Consider the following 16,071-nt stretch of genomic DNA (forward strand, 5'->3'; position numbering starts at 1 on the left):
CAGCTGTCCTCGGATGCCCTCGGCTTTCCCTTTTCGACCAGAGCGTAGGTCTGTGTCGCGATCTCCATTTCCTCGTCCGTCGGCACCACGGCCACCGCCACCCGCGCGCCCGCGGGCGAGATCAGCCGCGCCCCGTCCCCGCGTACGGCGTTCAGCTCGCCGTCGACCGCCAGGCCGAGCCCCTCCAGGCCCGCCACGGCGGCCTCCCGCACCGGCGCGGAGTTCTCCCCGACCCCGGCCGTGAAGGCCACCGCGTCCACCCGTCCGAGGACGGCGTAATAGGCGCCGATGTACTTCTTCAGCCGGTGAATGTAGATGTCGAAGGCCAGCCGTGCCCGCTCGTCGCCGGCGTCGACACGGCGGCGGATCTCCCGCATGTCGTTGTCGCCGCACAGTCCGACCAGACCGCTCCTCTTGTTGAGAAGAGTGTCGATCTCGTCGGCGGACATTCCGCCAACACGCATCAAATGGAAGATGACGGCCGGATCCATGTCTCCCGACCGCGTACCCATCACGAGCCCCTCCAAGGGCGTCAGCCCCATGGAGGTGTCCACGCAACGGCCGCCCCGCACCGCCGAGGCGGACGCCCCGTTGCCCAGGTGCAGCACGATGACGTTCACGTCCTCGGGCGCCTTCCCCAGCAGCTTCGCGGTCTGACGGGAGACGTACGCGTGCGAGGTGCCGTGGAAGCCGTAGCGGCGGACGCGGTGCGCGTCGGCGGTCTCGACGTCGATCGCGTAGCGGGCCGCGGACTCCGGCATCGTCGTGTGGAAGGAGGTGTCGAAGACGGCGACCTGCGGCAGGTCCGGGCGCAGCGCCCGCGCGGTGCGCAGGCCGGTGAGGTTGGCCGGGTTGTGCAGCGGGGCGACCGGGATCAGCCGCTCGATCTCGGCGAGCACCGCGTCGTCGACGACGGTCGGCTCGGTGAAGCGCTTCCCGCCGTGCACCACGCGGTGCCCCATCGCGGCCAGCTCGGGGGAGTCCAGACCGAGGCCGTCCTTGGCCAGCTCCGCCGCCACCGCCTTCAGCGCCGCGTCGTGGTCGGGGACGGACCCGCTCCACTCACGGCTCTCACCGCCCGCCGGCGTGTGCCTGAGGCGTGAGGTCTCCTCGCCGATCCGCTCGACGAGCCCCATCGCCAGCCGGTCGCCGCCGCGCATGTCGAGCAACTGGTACTTCACCGAGGACGAGCCGGAGTTGAGGACGAGGACACGGGCCGGGGCCGTGGCGGGGGGCGTGGTCGGGGCCGGGGTCTGGGCCGGGTTCGCGGCCGGGGTCGGGCTCACAGGTCGGACGCCTTCTCGCTGGGGGACTGCTGGGCCTGGATCGCCGTGATGGCGACGGTGTTGACGATGTCCTGGACGAGCGCGCCCCGGGACAGGTCGTTGACCGGCTTGCGCAGGCCCTGGAGCACCGGCCCCACGGCGATGGCGCCGGCCGAGCGCTGCACGGCCTTGTACGTGTTGTTGCCGGTGTTCAGGTCGGGGAAGACCAGCACGCTGGCCTGCCCGGCGACCTCCGAGTCCGGCAGCTTGGTCGCGGCCACCGACGGCTCGACGGCGGCGTCGTACTGGATCGGCCCCTCGATCCTGAGGTCCGGGCGGCGTGAACGCACCAGCTCCGTCGCCTCGCGCACCTTGTCGACGTCCGCCCCCGAACCGGACGTGCCCGTCGAGTACGACAGCATCGCGATCCGCGGATCCACCCCGAACCGCGCCGCCGTGGACGCCGACTGCGTCGCGATGTCGGCGAGCTGCTCGGCGTCCGGGTCCGGATTGACCGCGCAGTCGCCGTAGACCAGGACCTTGTCGGCCAGGCACATGAAGAAGACGGACGAGACGATGGACGCCTCCGGCTTCGTCTTGATGATCTCGAACGCCGGACGGATCGTCGCCGCCGTCGAGTGCACCGACCCCGACACCATGCCGTCGGCCAGCCCCTCCTGCACCATCAGCGTGCCGAAGTAGTTGACGTCGGAGACGACGTCGTAGGCCAGCTCCACGGTCACGCCCTTGTGGGCGCGCAGGGCGGCGTACTTCTCGGCGAAGGAGTCCCGCAGCTCGCTGGCGGCCGGGTCGATCAGCCGCGCGTCGCCGAGGTCGATGCCCAGGTCGGCGGCCTTCTTGCGGATCTGCTCGACGGGGCCGAGAAGCGTCAGCTCGCACACGCCCCGGCGCAGCAGCACCTCCGCCGCGTGCAGCACCCGCTCCTCGGTGCCCTCCGGCAGGACGACCCGGCGCAGGTCGGACCGGGCCTGCTCCAGCAGCGTGTGCTCGAACATCATCGGCGTGACCCGGTCGCCGCTCGGCGCGGAGACCCGCCTGCTGAGCTCGGCGGTGTCGACGTACCGCTCGAAGAGGCCGAGGGCGGTCTCCGCCTTGCGCGGGGTGGCCGCGTTGAGCTTGCCCTCCAGGGAGAAGAGCCGCTCGGCGGTGGGGAAGCTGTTGCCGGTCACCGAGAGCACCGGCGTGCCGGGCGCGAGGCGGGCGGCGAGGGTGAGGATCTCCTCGCCGGGCACCTCGTTCAGGGTGAGCAGGACGCCGGCTATCGGCGGGGTGCCGGCGCTGTGCGCGGCCAGCGTGCCGATCACCAGGTCGGCGCGGTCGCCGGGCGTGACGACCAGGCAGCCCGGGGTCAGGGCGCTCAGCAGGTTGGGCAGCATGGCCCCGCCGAAGACGAAGTCCAGCGCGTCGCGGGCGAGCCCCGAGTCGTCGCCGAGGACCACCGCGGCGCCCAGGGTGTGGGCGATCTGGGAGACGGTCGGCGCGGACAGCGCGGGCTCGTCCGGCACCACCCAGCACGGCACCGGCAGCCGGCCGGTGAGCCGCTCGGCGATCTCGTCCCGGTCCTCGCGGGCGACCCGGTTGGTCACCATGGCCAGGACGTCGCAGCCCAGCCCGTCGTAGGCGCGGAAGGCGTTGCGGGTCTCGGCGAGCACGGACTCCGCGGTCTGCTTGCGGCCGCCGACGACCGGGACGACCGAGGCGCCGAACTCGTTGGCGAGCCGCGCGTTCAGCGACAGCTCGTCCGGGAACTGGGTGTCGGCGAAGTCGGTGCCGAGGACGAGGACGACGTCGTAGTCCCGGGTGACCAGGTGGAACCGGTCGACCAGCGCGGACACCAGCTCGTCCGTGCCCTGTTCGGCCTGGAGCGCGGACGCCCGCTGGTAGTCCATGCCGTACACGGTCGCGGGGTCCTGCGCGAGCCGGTAGCGGGCCCGCAGCAGCTCGAAGAGCCGGTCGGGGCCGTCGTGGACCAGGGGGCGGAAGACGCCGACCCGGTCGACCTGCCGGGTCAGGAGCTCCATGACCCCCAGTTCGACGACCTGGCGGCCGTCGCCGCGGTCGATACCGGTCACGTACACGCTGCGCGTCACGTGTTGCTCTCCGTTTCGTTCGTCTGGTGGCGGCTGTCCCGTGCACAAAGATCGCCCATCGGGGTGATCGGAACCCTCTTGACAGTACCTCCGGCGATGGCTAGGGCGCCCGTCAACGTCCGCCGGTGTGCCGGTGCGCGGCCGTGCCCGCGGACCCTCGTCCGCGCCCGCTGGGTGCTCGTTCGTGCCTGCGCCCGGGGTGCTCGTCCGCGCCCGCCCGCGCTCGTCCGTGCCCGGGCCGGGGTGCTCGTCCGTGGCCCTGTGCGCTCGTCCGTGCCGCCCCTGCGGGAGGGTGCACGCCGGTGCCCCTCCATGGTCCGGCCATGGAACAATTGGAGCGGCTCACCGGTGTCAACAGCGAGCAGGAGACACAGCACGATGCGTATCGGAGTTCTCACGGCAGGCGGCGACTGCCCCGGCCTGAACGCAGTGATCCGGTCGGTCGTGCACCGAGCGGTCGACAACTACGGCGACGAGGTCATCGGCTTCGAGGACGGTTACGCGGGCCTGCTGGACGGCCGTTACCGCGCCCTCGACCTGAACGCGGTCAGCGGCATCCTCGCCCGCGGCGGCACCATCCTCGGCTCCTCCCGCCTGGAGCGCGACCGGCTCCGCGAGGCCTGCGAGAACGCCGGCGACATGATCCAGAGCTTCGGCATCGACGCGCTCATCCCGATCGGCGGCGAGGGCACGCTCACGGCCGCCCGGATGCTGTCGGACGCGGGCCTCCCGGTCGTCGGCGTACCGAAGACCATCGACAACGACATCTCCTCCACCGACCGCACCTTCGGCTTCGACACGGCGGTCGGCGTGGCCACGGAGGCGATGGACCGCCTCAAGACCACCGCCGAGTCCCACCAGCGCGTGATGGTCGTCGAGGTCATGGGCCGGCACGCCGGCTGGATCGCCCTGGAGTCCGGCATGGCCGCCGGCGCCCACGGCATCTGCCTGCCCGAGCGACCCTTCGACCCCGCCGACCTGGTCAAGATGGTCGAGGAGCGCTTCTCCCGCGGCAAGAAGTTCGCCGTCGTCTGCGTCGCCGAGGGCGCCCACCCCGCCGAGGGCTCCATGGACTACGGCAAGGGCGCGATCGACAAGTTCGGCCACGAGCGCTTCCAGGGCATCGGCACGGCACTGGCGTACGAGCTGGAGCGCAGGCTCGGCAAGGAGGCCAAGCCGGTCATCCTCGGCCACGTCCAGCGCGGCGGCGTACCGACCGCGTACGACAGGGTGCTCGCCACCCGCTTCGGCTGGCACGCGGTGGAGGCCGCGCACCGGGGCGACTTCGGCCGGATGACCGCGCTGCGCGGCACGGACGTCGTCATGGTGCCGCTGGCCGAGGCCGTCACCGAGCTGAAGACGGTCCCGAAGAACCGGATGGACGAGGCCGAGTCGGTCTTCTAGCACCTCCGTGCGAGTCGGTCTTCCGGCACCGCCGCGCTACGGGTGCCGCTCGACCGCCGCCCAGAAGTGCTCCACGATCCGGTCGAGGAAGTCGCGGCCTCCGGCGCTCGCGTCGGGGCCGCCGCCGCCCCACCGGAGGGTGGCGGCCATGTGCCCCTGGTAGTCCTGGTGCAGGACCTGGAGGACGTTCTCCATGACGCGCCGGTCCAGCGGCGCCACCTTGGCGACCTGGCGCACATATCCCTGCCAGCGAGTGGTCACCGCGCTCGACAGCAGGTCGGCGAGCTTCTCCTCGCGCCCCGTGACGGTCACGAAGTCGGGCAGCGCGAGGGCGAGCACGTCGGCGAGCGCGGACGACTGGCGGTCGGTACCGCGCCAGCCCTCCGTCTCCTCCATCCGCAGGTACGCCGGGAGCGCGACCCCGACGGCACGCGCCACGTCCTCCGGTGCCAGTCCGCGGGCGACGCGGTGCTCCCGCAGAGTCTGGGGCCGGCCGATCAGCTCACCCGGCGAGCACCACAGCACCCCGGCGAGCGCCGTGAGCTCCGCGGTCCCGGGCGAGGCGACTCCCCGCTCCCAGGCGGCGACGAGGTCCGGGGTGACGTACGGCAGCCCGTAGGAGACCCGCATGCCGTGGGCGACGTGCTCGGGCCCCATGTTCAGGGCGGCACGGAGCCGGCGGCAGGCGAGGGCGTTGAACGGGGGACCCGACTGGTTCGGGTGGGGTGAGGGTCGGCGCACGCGCCACACGGTAGGGGGCCAGGGAGGCCTTGACTACGGGCTGTTCGGCCAGTGATACGGATTGTACGAACCTACGGTCGTATTACGGGCATGTGTACAACCGTCCTTGCGGAGAGTGCCTGACGAGATCACTCACCCGCGTGACCGTCCCGCTCACCCCTTGACCGCCCCGCCCAGCGCGAACCCCCCGCCCAGCCGCCGGGAGATCAGCACGTAGAGCAGGATGACCGGCGTCGAGTAGATGATCGAGAACGCCGCCAGCTGCCCGTACGCCACCATGCCCCGGTTGCCGAAGAAGTCGTTGATGCTCACCGAGGCGGGCATCTGGTCCGGGGTGAGCAGCAGCATGAACGGGACGAAGAAGTTCCCCCACATCATCACGAACGAGAACACCGTCACCACCGCCACCCCGGGTCCCATCAGTGGCAGCACGATCCGCAGCAGCGACTGGAACGACGACGCCCCGTCCGTCCACGCCGCCTCCTCCAGCTCCTTGGGCACGCCGTCCATGAAGTTCTTCATCAGCCAGATCGCGAAGGGCAGTTGCGAGGCGGCGAAGAAGAAGATCGTCCCGTGCATGGTGTCGATCATGTTGACCCGGACGAACAACGCGTAGACCGGCACCATGATCGCCGTGATCGGCAGACTGGTCGCGAACAGGATGGTCAGCAGGAACGGGCGGTTGAGCCGGGACCGGAAACGGGAGAGCGGATACGCCGCGAGCGCCGCGCACACCACGGTCAGCAGGGTCGCGCCGCCGCACAGGATCAGGCTGTTGAGCAGCGGCGTGAAGGTGATCTCCGGGGTGAGGATCGCGTCGAAGTGCTCCAGCGTCAGCCCGTCGGGGACCTTCACCCTGAGGTTCGCGCGCGGGTCCAGGGCGGACAGCACCACCCAGGCCAGCGGCAGCACGAAGGCGGCGGCCGCCACCAGCAGCCCGGCGTCGGCGGCCAGCCGGCGCCTGTCGCGCCGGGAGGCGGAAGCGGGAGTGCGGCGGGGCGCGAGCGTGGACGCCATCTCAGACCTCCGTCCGCAGCAGGCGCAGGTACACGACCGAGAACAGCGAGCCGATCAGCAACAGCAGCAGCGCGACCGCCGTGCCGTAGCCGATCAGGCTGTTCTGGAAGGCCTGCTCGTACATGAACAGCGGCAGCGTCTGGCTCTTCCCGCTCGGGCCGCCGCGCGTCATCACCCAGATCAGCCCGAAGACCGACAGCGTCTGCAGCGTGTTGAGCATGAGGTTGGTGCCGATGGAGCGCCGGATCATCGGCAGCGTGATGTGCCACATCCGGCGCCAGCCACTCGCCCCGTCCACCTCGGCGGCCTCGGTGACCTCTTTCGGAATCTCGTTCAGGGCAGCGGAGTAGACGAGCATCGAGAACGCCGTGCCCCGCCACACGTTGGCGAAGGACACCGCCAGGATCGGCAGCGTGAACAGCCAGTTCTGGGAGGGGAGGTGGAGCCAGTCCAGGACGGCGTTGAGGGTGCCCTCGCGGCGGAAGAAGGCGTAGAGCAGGAAGCCCGCCACCACCTCCGGCAGCACCCAGGCCGTGACGACGATGCCGCCGGTGAGCGTACGGACCGGCTTGGAGGCCCGCTGCATCAGCGAGGCCAGCGCCAGCCCCAGGGTGTTCTGCCCGATCAGCGACGACAGGACCGTGAACACCAGCGTCAGCCACACGGCGTTGAGGAACGCCTCGTCCTGGAAAGCCCGCCGGAAGTTCTCGAAGCCGACGAAGGACGACTCGGCCTGCCCGGTGAGCTGGAGGTCGGTGAAGGCGATGACGACGCAGTACGCGATCGGACCGGCGAGGAAGAGCAGCAGCAGGACGACGGCGGGGGAGACGGGCAGGACGCGGAAGAGGGCGCGGCGCGTGGTGGCGGACCCGGCGCGGCGGGCCGGTCGTGCGACGGGCGGGCCCGGGGGTGCCTTGCGGACCTCCGGTCCCGTGTGCCGCGGCGCGGCCGCGGTCACTTGCGGACCACCTGGTTGTCGGTGGCCTCCCCGAGCGCCTCGTCGTAGTCGCGAGCCGCCTCCTCCACCGACTTGTCGCCGGTCGTCACGCCCTCCATCGCCTCCTGGATGGCGACGGAGACCTTCGGGTACGCCGGGTAGGCGGGCCGGTAGTGCGTGTCCTCGACGAGGTCGGTGAAGAACTCGATGCCGGGCTGGGCGTCGACGTAGGCCGGGTCGTCCGCCACGTCCTCGCGGACCGCGATGCCGGAGTTGGCGACGTACCACTTCTGGGCGTTGGCCTTGGTCTGCATGGTCTTGATGAACTCGAAGGCCAGGTCCGGGTTGCCCGCCTCGGCCGGGATCGCCCAGGTCCAGCCGCCGGACATGCTCACCCTGCCCGGCGCCTGTCCGTGCTGGGTGGGCATGGCGGCCAGCCCCAGCTCCTTCGACCACTCGGGCCACTCGTGCCCGCTGCCCTCCAGCCAGTCCTGCGGCAGCCAGGAGCCGTCGAGGGCGATGCCGAGCCTGCCCTGCGGCAGCAGCTCACCGCGCACCCTCGTGCCGAAGTTGGGGTCGAGCGCGTCCGAGACCTCCGGACCGAGCTTCTCCTCGTACACGGTCTCGACGAAGGCGAGGGAGTCCTTGAAGCCCTGCCCCGCCGCGATCCACTTCTTGCTGCCCTTGTCGTACAGCCGGTCGGTGGTCCCGTCGTTCGTGCCGTACAGCAGCATCTGGAAGCCCTGCATGGTGGCGGCCTCGCCGGCCGGCTTGCCCGTGTACACGTTGAGCGGTGTGACGCCGGGGACCTTCTCCTTGATGGCGCGGGCGGCGCCGAGCACCTCGTCCCAGGTCTTCGGCTGCCAGTCGGCGGGCAGCCCGGCCTTGGCGAACACGTCCTTGCTGAACCACAGGCCCCGGGTGTCCGTCCCGTCCGGGACGCCGTACGTCCTGCCGTCCTCGCCCTTCGCCGCCGCCTTCGCGGTGTCGATGAACCGGTCCCAGTCCTGCCACTTCGCCAGGTAGTCGTCGAGGGGCTTCAGGTACCCGCTGGTGATGTCGGAGTTGATGAGGAAGGTGTCCTCGTAGACCAGGTCCGGCGCGGTCTTGGGGGAGCGGAGCATCTGCTGGAGCTTGGTGTAGTACTCCGAGTCCGGGGCCTTGATGGGGACGAGCTCGACCTTCTTGCCCGGGTTGGCCTCTTCGAACTGCTTCTTGATTCCGGCGAGGTAGGTGTCCATCACCTTGACGGAGTTGTCCGTCGACTGCTTGAAGGAGACCTTCACCGTGTCCGGATCGCCGCCGGAGCCGCTTCCGCAGGCGGCGAGGGAGGTGGCGGCGAGTGCGGTGAGGCCTAACAGGGCGGTGAACCGGACGGACCGAACGGTGGGACGCACGGGCAAGACCTCCTACGGGCACGACGCTGTGGCCGGGACGACTGCTCGGCGAACGTAAGAGGGGCGGTCCGGTCAGGTCAATGCGCGTGCGGCGGATTGGCCCTAGAGGAGGTGGTCGGCCTTGCCGGACTTGACGTCGCGGATGAGGGCGCGGAGGGCTTCGCGGGTGTCGGTGAGGTAGCGGTCCTCCTGGCCGGCGACGGTGATGTAGGCGTTGCCTTGGGCGTCGGTGCCTATGCGGAAGCAGTTGTTGCCTTCGGCGCAGAAGGGGTTTTCCCAGGTGATGTCCGGCATGGTGGCCTCTCTGGAGTCAGAGCTGTTGGGCGATGGCATGGGTCAGGTCGCGTGAGTCCTCGGGACTGAGGGTGTGGCTCTGCCACCAGTCCATGTGGATCCGGTATTTGGCGAGCTGGGCCTCGGAGTGAGTGAACTCGCCGCCATGGGCGGAATCCAGCTGGACGGTGTCGAGTCGGGAGACCGGGCCGTGCGCGTAGAGCACTGCGTGCCCGGCGCCGGGGAAGGCGCCGGCTTCGACGGGGAGCACGCGCAATTCGATGTTCTCGCGCTCGGAGGCCTGGCAGAGGTGGTGCAACTGCTCACGCATGACGCGACATCCACCGAACTGCATCCGCAGGGCCCACTCGTGCACGTACGCCACATACGCGAGGGGACTGTCGCGGTCCAGAACCTGCTGGCGCCGCAGGCGCTGTACGACGCGGAGTTCGACTTCCGAGCCTGGCAGGGGCGGAAGCGCTGCGGCGAAGATGGCTCGGGCGTACTCGCCGAGTTGCAGCAGTCCCGGCACATGCACGGTCTGGTAGCTCCGCAGCCGGGTCGCGAACCACTCCAACTCGGCAACGTCCAGAAGTCCCTGGGGAAGACTGCCCCGGTACTGCTGCCACCAGCCCCGCTTGCCCGCGTCGGCCATGGCGACCAGAGCTTCGACATACCGCTCGTCCGCGCACTCGTAGTTGCCGGCGAGTATGCGGACGCGCTCCGGCGAGATGGCCCGGACGCCCGACTCCATGTTGGACACCTTCGTCCGGTCCAGGCCCAGCAGCCCGGCGGCGTACTCCGTCGTCCGCCCGGCGGCGAGGCGCATAGTGCGCAGCTCGGCACCCAGACGCTTCTGACGTTCCGTCGGCGCGGGCCGTGTCGGCATCGGTGCTCCTTCTCCGTGGCTGACGGGGTCAGTCTGCACTGCGTGCGTCGCACGAGTCCAACGTGAAGTAGGCAATGTGCATGAGTATGTGGCACACGTGCCACGTCGGACCGTACAGTCAGTGGTGCGCCGCTTACGGTCCGGAGCCGTTGGAAGTGCATCGCGCGAGCCTGCCCATGTGCTCCTTCCCTGGGAGGGGTGGGTCCGCGCCAGGGAGACAGGCCACCGCGGGTCGGGATGTCGACGCGTCATCGAACGTCCACAGCCAACAAGGGAGTCGCTCATGACCGCGTCCGTAGTCGGAGCCGTATTCGCCTGCCCCGTATTCGCCGAAGAGGCGGACTTCGCGCCGCCCTCGCCCGACACGCTCACCTACAGCCTCACCCTGCCCGCCGGGCCGACCAGCCCTCGGATCGCGCGGATCGCCGCGCGTGCCGTGCTTCAGGGGCATGGGCTGGAGGACATGGTGGACGCGGTGGTGCAGGTGGTGGGGGAACTCGCCGCCTGCGCTTGTCGGTTCACGCCGGCGGACGAGGTGTACGTGTCGCTGCGGTACCGGGAGGGCGCCCTGCGGGTGGTGTTCTACGACGGGCACCGGCGGCACGAGCACCCTCGGCTGATCGCGGCCTGCGACGCACGCAGGCGAGCGGCGTTGCGGGTGCTGGGGTGCGTGGTGCGGGTGTGCGAGGGGGAGTGGGGGTTCGGGGAGGCGCGGGAACCCGGGGGCGGGACGCGGATGTGGGCGGTGGTGCCTCGGGGCGGGGCTCGGAGGTACGCGGGTTAGGCCGGGGCGGGAGGGTGGCGGTCGCTCGCGCGACGGGCCCGTGGGCACCCCTGCCGCCGTTACCGTCTCCCCGCCGTTCTTGCCGGTGACGGTGCCGATCTCGATGTCGTCCTTCAGGCCGCCGCCTTGGACGCCCTCGCACCTAACGCCCCTTCTCCACCCCCCGGACCCACCGATAAACCAGCTCCGGCCGCCCCACCTGCCCGTACAGCGGGCGTCGCCCCGCCCGCCCCGCGTCCACCAGGTGTTCCAGGTAGCGCCGGGCGGTGATCCGCGAGATACCGACGGCCTCGGCCACCCCCGCCGCCGTGAGTCCCTCGTCCGCCCCCCGCAGTGCGCCCGTCACCCGTTCCAGCGTCGGTCCGCTCAGCCCCTTCGGCAGGGCGGCCGGGCCGGGGGCCCGCAGCGTGGCCAGCGCTCGGTCGACCTCGTCCTGGCCGCTGGCCTCCCCGGCGGCGCCCCGGAACTCGGCGTACCGGACGAGGCGGTCCCGCAGGGTGGCGAAGGTGAACGGCTTCAGCACGTACTGCACGACGCCCAGCGACACCCCCTCCCGTACGACCGCCAGGTCCCGCGCCGACGTCACCGCGATCACGTCGGCGTGGTGCCCCGCCGCCCGCAGCGAACGGGCCAGTTGCAGTCCGTGCACGTCCGGCAGGTGCAGGTCGAGCAGGAGCAGGTCCACCGGCGTACGGTCCAGCACGCGCCGAGCCTCCGCTCCCGTGTGCGCCTTGCCGACGGCCGCGAACCCAGGTACCCGCCCGACGTACATCACGTGCGCGTCGGCGGCGACGGGGTCGTCCTCGACGACCAGGACCCGGATGGGCTGCGGGGCGGCGGTCATACGGCGCCTCCGGAGGCCGGTCTGAGGGCCGGGGCCCCGGGCGCGGACGTGGACCGGGCCCGCCGACGGGGGCGGACCGGGCGGACCGGGCGGACCGGGATGACCGGGATGACCGGGTGGACCCGAAAGGCCGGGCGGGCCGGGTGGACGGGGCGGTGCGGCTGTCCGGTGTTCACGCCTCGCCTCCCGGGGTCGCCCCGCCCGTCAGGGCGTCCGGCGCCGGTGCGCGGCCGTCGGCGTCGGAGGGCGCACGCCGCCCCCCGGTGTCGGTCAGCGGCAGCCGGGCCTCGAAGCGGGCGCCGCCGCCCTCGGCCTCCGCCACGGTCAGGGTGCCGCCGTGCCGCCGCACCGCCTGCCGCACCAGCGCCAGCCCGAGGCCCCGCCCGCCCTCACCGGCCGGCTTCGTCGAGTAGCCCCGCTGGAAGACCAGGTCGGCATGGGCGGGATCGACCCCGGCGCCGGTGTCCGACACTCGCAGCACCAGCTCCGGGCCGCCGCCCCCGGCCGCCTCCGTGCTCGCCGCCTCCGTGCTCGCCGCTTCCGTGTACGCCGCGACCGTCACCCGCGAGGGCACCCCGTCCTGGGCCGCGTCCACCGCGTTGTCCACCAGGTTGCCCAGGATCGTCACCAGGTCCCGGGCGGGCAGGGACGGCGGCAGCAGCCCGTCGTCCAGTCGGCTGTCCTGCGACACCACCAGCTCCACTCCCCGCTCGTTGGCCTGCGCCGTCTTGCCCAGCAGCAGCGCGGCCAGCACCGGCTCGCCGACCGCCGCCACCACCTGGTCGGTGAGCGCCTGCGCCAGCTCCAGTTCGGCCGTCGCGAAGTCCACGGCCTCCGCCTCGCGCCCCAGCTCGATCAGCGAGACGACCGTGTGCAGCCGGTTGGCCGCCTCGTGCGCCTGCGAGCGCAGCGCCCGGGAGAAGCCGCGCTCCGTGTTCAGCTCGCCCGTCAGCGACTGCAGCTCGGTCACGTCGCGCAGCGTCACCACCGTGCCCCGGTGTTCACCGCCGGAGACCGGCGAGGTGTTCACCACCAGGACACGGTCCGCCGCCAGATGTACCTCGTCCACCCGCGGCTCCGAGGCCAGCAGCGCCCCCGTCAGCTGGGCCGGCAGTTCCAGGTCGGCGACCGAGGCGCCCACCACCTCGCCGGTCACCCCGAGCAGTTCCCGTCCGCCGTCGTTGATCAACGCGACTCGGTAATGGCCGTCCAGCATCAGCAGACCCTCCCGCACCGCGTGCAGCGCCGCCTGATGGTAGTCGTGCATCCGGCTCAGCTCGTCCGCGTTCATGCCGTGCGTGTGCCGGCGCAGCCGCGCGTTGACCACGTACGTGCCGACCGCGCCGAGCAGCAGCGCGCCGCCCGCCACGCCGAGCAGCGCCGTCAGCTGCTCCTGCGCCCGCTTGCTGATCTCCTCGACCTTGATCCCGGCGCTGACCAGGCCGGCGATCCCCCCGGTGTCCTCCACGGGGGTCACCGCCCGCACCGACGGTCCGAGCGTGCCCGTGTAGGTCTCGGTGAAGGTCTCGCCCCGCTGCGCGCGCTCGATGTGACCGCGGAAGGGATGGCCGATTTGCGTCGGGTCCGGGTGGGTCCAGCGGATGCCCTCCGGATCCATGATCGTCACGAAGTCCACGTCGGTGTCCCGCATGACCCGCACCGCGTACGGCTGGAGCCGCGCCGTCGGGTCGGGGGTGCGGATCGCCTCCAGCACGGACGGCGAGTCGGCGATCGCCAGCGCCACCGACCTGGCCTGCCGTCCGGCCGCGTCCTCGGCCTGCTGCCGGTCGTTGGCGTAGGTGAACAGCGCGTAACCGGCCACGACGACCGCTATCAGCACGGCCTGCATGGCGAACAGCTGACCGGCCAGGCTACGGGGTCTCGGGACGCGGAGGCGCATGCCGCCAGTCTCTCTCGTGGCTTGTTTGTGAACTAAATGAACGCAAGGGTGACGACGCTCACAGCACGGGAGATAGTCGCCTGATCCCCGATACAAACCCCCGGACGTGAGCCGCACGCCGGTGATGCCGATGACGTCGTCAAGGAGGGCCGCCGTGACCAGCGAAGCCGCTACGGCACCTGCCGCACCCAAAGCCAAGCGGGACCGCACGCACTATCTCTACATCGGGGTGATCATCGCGGTCGTCCTCGGTATCACCGTCGGTCTCGTCGCCCCCGACTTCGCGACCGAGCTGAAGCCGCTCGGCACCGGCTTCGTGAACCTGATCAAGATGATGATCTCGCCGATCATCTTCTGCACGATCGTGCTGGGCATCGGCTCCGTGCGCAAGGCCGCCAAGGTCGGCGCAGTCGGCGGTATCGCTCTGGTCTACTTCCTCGTGATGTCGCTGGTGGCCCTCGCCATCGGCCTCGTCGTCGGCAACATCCTGGACCCGGGCACGGGCCTCGCGGTCACCGACGCCATCAAGGAGACCGGCCAGTCGCAGGTCGACGCGGAGGCCAAGGGCACCACCGAGTTCCTGCTGGGCGTCATCCCGACGACGATCGTCTCCGCCTTCACCTCCGGCGAGGTCCTCCAGACCCTGCTGATCGCCCTGCTCTGCGGCTTCGCCCTGCAGGCGATGGGCTCCGCCGGGCAGCCGGTCCTGCGCGGCATCGAGCACATCCAGCGGCTGGTCTTCCGCGTCCTGGCGATGATCATGTGGGCCGCCCCGGTCGGTGCCTTCGGCGCCATCGCCGCGGTCACCGGCTCGGCCGGCGTCGACGCGCTCAAGAGCCTGGCCGTGCTGATGCTCGGCTTCTACGTCACCTGCTTCCTCTTCGTCTTCCTGGTGCTCGGCGCGATGCTGCGCCTCGTCGCCGGCGTCAACGTCTTCTCGCTCTTCAAGTACCTGGGCCGCGAGTTCCTGCTGATCCTGTCCACCTCCTCGTCGGAGTCGGCGCTGCCGCGCCTCATCGCGAAGATGGAGCACCTGGGCGTCAGCAAGCCGGTCGTCGGCATCACCGTCCCGACCGGCTACTCGTTCAACCTCGACGGCACCATGATCTACATGACCATGGCCTCGCTGTTCATCGCCGACGCCATGGGTACGCCGATGTCGATCGGTGAGCAGATCCCGCTGCTGCTCTTCCTGCTGGTGGCCTCGAAGGGCGCCGCCGGTGTCTCCGGTGCCGGCCTCGCCACGCTGGCCGGCGGGCTCTCCTCGCACAAGCCCGCCCTGGTGGACGGCATCGGCCTCATCGTCGGCATCGACCGCTTCATGAGCGAGGCCCGCGCCCTCACCAACTTCGCGGGCAACGCCGTCGCCACCGTCCTGATCGGTACCTGGACCAAGGAGATCGACAAGGGCCGGGTCGACGAGGTGCTCGCCGGCAACGCTCCGTTCGACGAGAAGACGCTCCTGGACGACCACGTCGGCGCCGGTGACGGGGACGGTACCCCGGAGGTGCCCGAGCAGGGCGGCGAGAAGGAGCTGGCCAGGGCCTGAGCCCCGGGCGACGCCCGCACACTCCGGGCGGCCGAGACACTCCCCCCGTCGCTCGGCCGCCCGGCCCCGAGAACCCCGCGCCCCCCCCCGCGCGGGGTTCTCCGCGTTCTCCGCGTCCCTGCGTTCTCTGCGTTCCCTGCGTTCTCCTTCTCCTTCTTCTTGCCTTGACGTCCGCGTCAAGGCTTACGTTCGTTGCCATGCGAATCGGCGAGCTGGCCGCGCGGGCCGGGACCACGACGCGGACGCTGCGGTACTACGAGTCGCGGGGGCTGCTGTCCGCGCGGCGCACCGGCAACGGATACCGGACGTACGACGAGGACGACCTGAAGCTGCTGCGGCAGATCAGGACGCTCCAGGACTTCGGGTTCGACCTGGAGGAGACCCGGCCGTTCGTGGAGTGCCTGCGTGCCGGGCACCCCGAGGGCGATGCGTGCCCGGCCTCCCTCGTGGTCTACCGGAGCAAGCTGGCGGAGCTGGACGCGCTGATCGAGGAGCTCACGTCGGTGCGGGCGCAGGTCGGTGCGCAGCTGGCGCGGGCCGAGGCGGCGGTTCCGGGGGGTCCGGAGCCCAAGTGCGAACTGGGAGGACACGCATGAGGAGCAGTGGGGTGCCCGAGGTGACGGACGCGGGGTTCGCCGCGGAGGTGCTCGGCAGTGAGCTGCCGGTGCTGGTGGAGTTCACCGCGGACTGGTGCCCGCCGTGCCGGCAGATGGCGCCGGTGCTCAGCGCCCTCGCCGAGGAGGAGGGGGAGCGGTTGAGGGTGGTACAGCTGAACGTCGACCGGAACCCGGCGACCACGAACGCGTACAAGGTGCTGTCCATGCCGACGTTCATGGTGTTCCGCGGGGGTGAGCCGGTGAAGTCCATGGTGGGCTCCCGGCCCAAGCGGCGGCTGCTGGAGGAGCTGTCGGACGTGCTGTAGCGGGCGGGCGGTCGACGGACGGCAACAAGAAATCCCCC

15 protein-coding genes are annotated in these 16,071 nt (G+C 71.1%); 5 read left to right on the forward strand and 10 right to left on the reverse strand.

The annotated features are described in order from the left end of the window. Both ABEA26_RS29915 and pta read right to left on the reverse strand, forming a co-directional pair. Window positions 1-1,181, reverse strand: a 1,181-nt coding sequence (locus ABEA26_RS29915; RefSeq protein WP_345596500.1) for an acetate kinase, incomplete at its 3' end; no start/stop codon positions are given. A 101-nt stretch (window positions 1,182-1,282) separates the two neighbouring features. Then, complete coding sequence (gene pta, locus ABEA26_RS29920; RefSeq protein WP_345596487.1) at window positions 1,283-3,376, reverse strand: phosphate acetyltransferase; 2,094 nt, start codon at window positions 3,374-3,376, stop codon at window positions 1,283-1,285. Window positions 3,377-3,754: 378 nt separating this feature from the next. Between pta and ABEA26_RS29925 the strand changes: the two genes are divergently transcribed. Beyond that, entirely contained in the window at window positions 3,755-4,780 is a 1,026-nt protein-coding gene (locus ABEA26_RS29925; protein WP_345596488.1) for an ATP-dependent 6-phosphofructokinase, read from the forward strand. A 36-nt stretch (window positions 4,781-4,816) separates the two neighbouring features. Here ABEA26_RS29925 and ABEA26_RS29930 read toward each other — a convergent pair whose 3' ends face one another. The 6 genes from ABEA26_RS29930 to ABEA26_RS29955 form a co-directional block, all read right to left on the reverse strand. Further along, window positions 4,817-5,530: a helix-turn-helix domain-containing protein gene (locus ABEA26_RS29930; protein ID WP_345596489.1), complete on the reverse strand. Its 714-nt coding sequence runs from the start codon at window positions 5,528-5,530 to the stop codon at window positions 4,817-4,819. A 144-nt stretch (window positions 5,531-5,674) separates the two neighbouring features. Beyond that, window positions 5,675-6,538 (reverse strand): carbohydrate ABC transporter permease, encoded by an 864-nt coding sequence (locus ABEA26_RS29935; protein WP_345596490.1) that lies wholly within the window; start codon window positions 6,536-6,538, stop codon window positions 5,675-5,677. A gap of 1 nt (window position 6,539) precedes the next feature. After that, window positions 6,540-7,496, reverse strand: coding sequence for a carbohydrate ABC transporter permease (locus ABEA26_RS29940; protein WP_345596491.1), 957 nt, complete (start codon window positions 7,494-7,496; stop codon window positions 6,540-6,542). Further along, window positions 7,493-8,872, reverse strand: coding sequence for an extracellular solute-binding protein (locus ABEA26_RS29945; protein WP_345596492.1), 1,380 nt, complete (start codon window positions 8,870-8,872; stop codon window positions 7,493-7,495). The genes ABEA26_RS29940 and ABEA26_RS29945 overlap by 4 nt, the downstream gene beginning before the upstream one ends. 102 nt (window positions 8,873-8,974) lie before the next feature. Then, window positions 8,975-9,166 (reverse strand): hypothetical protein, encoded by a 192-nt coding sequence (locus tag ABEA26_RS29950; protein ID WP_345596493.1) that lies wholly within the window; start codon window positions 9,164-9,166, stop codon window positions 8,975-8,977. A gap of 16 nt (window positions 9,167-9,182) precedes the next feature. After that, the gene (locus ABEA26_RS29955) at window positions 9,183-10,034 is read right to left on the reverse strand and encodes a helix-turn-helix domain-containing protein (protein WP_345596494.1); all 852 of its coding nucleotides are present in this window, start codon (window positions 10,032-10,034) and stop codon (window positions 9,183-9,185) included. A 283-nt stretch (window positions 10,035-10,317) separates the two neighbouring features. Here ABEA26_RS29955 and ABEA26_RS29960 point away from each other — a divergent pair, with 283 nt between their 5' ends. After that, a complete protein-coding gene (locus ABEA26_RS29960) occupies window positions 10,318-10,818 on the forward strand; it encodes an ATP-binding protein (RefSeq protein WP_345596495.1) in 501 nt (166 codons plus the stop codon). Window positions 10,819-10,960: 142 nt separating this feature from the next. Here the strand turns inward: ABEA26_RS29960 and ABEA26_RS29965 are convergent, their stop codons facing one another. Both ABEA26_RS29965 and ABEA26_RS29970 read right to left on the reverse strand, forming a co-directional pair. Then, window positions 10,961-11,662, reverse strand: coding sequence for a response regulator (locus tag ABEA26_RS29965; protein ID WP_345596496.1), 702 nt, complete (start codon window positions 11,660-11,662; stop codon window positions 10,961-10,963). Between the two features lie 172 nt (window positions 11,663-11,834). Continuing rightward, window positions 11,835-13,562, reverse strand: a complete 1,728-nt coding sequence (locus ABEA26_RS29970) for a sensor histidine kinase (RefSeq protein WP_345596497.1) — start codon at window positions 13,560-13,562, stop codon at window positions 11,835-11,837. 154 nt (window positions 13,563-13,716) lie between these two features. Here ABEA26_RS29970 and ABEA26_RS29975 point away from each other — a divergent pair, with 154 nt between their 5' ends. From ABEA26_RS29975 to ABEA26_RS29985, 3 genes are all read left to right on the forward strand, one after another. Beyond that, entirely contained in the window at window positions 13,717-15,111 is a 1,395-nt protein-coding gene (locus ABEA26_RS29975; RefSeq protein WP_345596498.1) for a cation:dicarboxylate symporter family transporter, read from the forward strand. A 197-nt stretch (window positions 15,112-15,308) separates the two neighbouring features. Further along, entirely contained in the window at window positions 15,309-15,707 is a 399-nt protein-coding gene (locus tag ABEA26_RS29980) for a MerR family transcriptional regulator (protein ID WP_345596499.1), read from the forward strand. A gap of 11 nt (window positions 15,708-15,718) precedes the next feature. Then, entirely contained in the window at window positions 15,719-16,033 is a 315-nt protein-coding gene (locus tag ABEA26_RS29985) for a thioredoxin family protein (RefSeq protein WP_345596501.1), read from the forward strand. Window positions 16,034-16,071 lie beyond the last annotated feature (38 nt).

The organism is Streptomyces marokkonensis (assembly GCF_039539045.1).
Classification (GTDB): domain Bacteria; phylum Actinomycetota; class Actinomycetes; order Streptomycetales; family Streptomycetaceae; genus Streptomyces; species Streptomyces marokkonensis.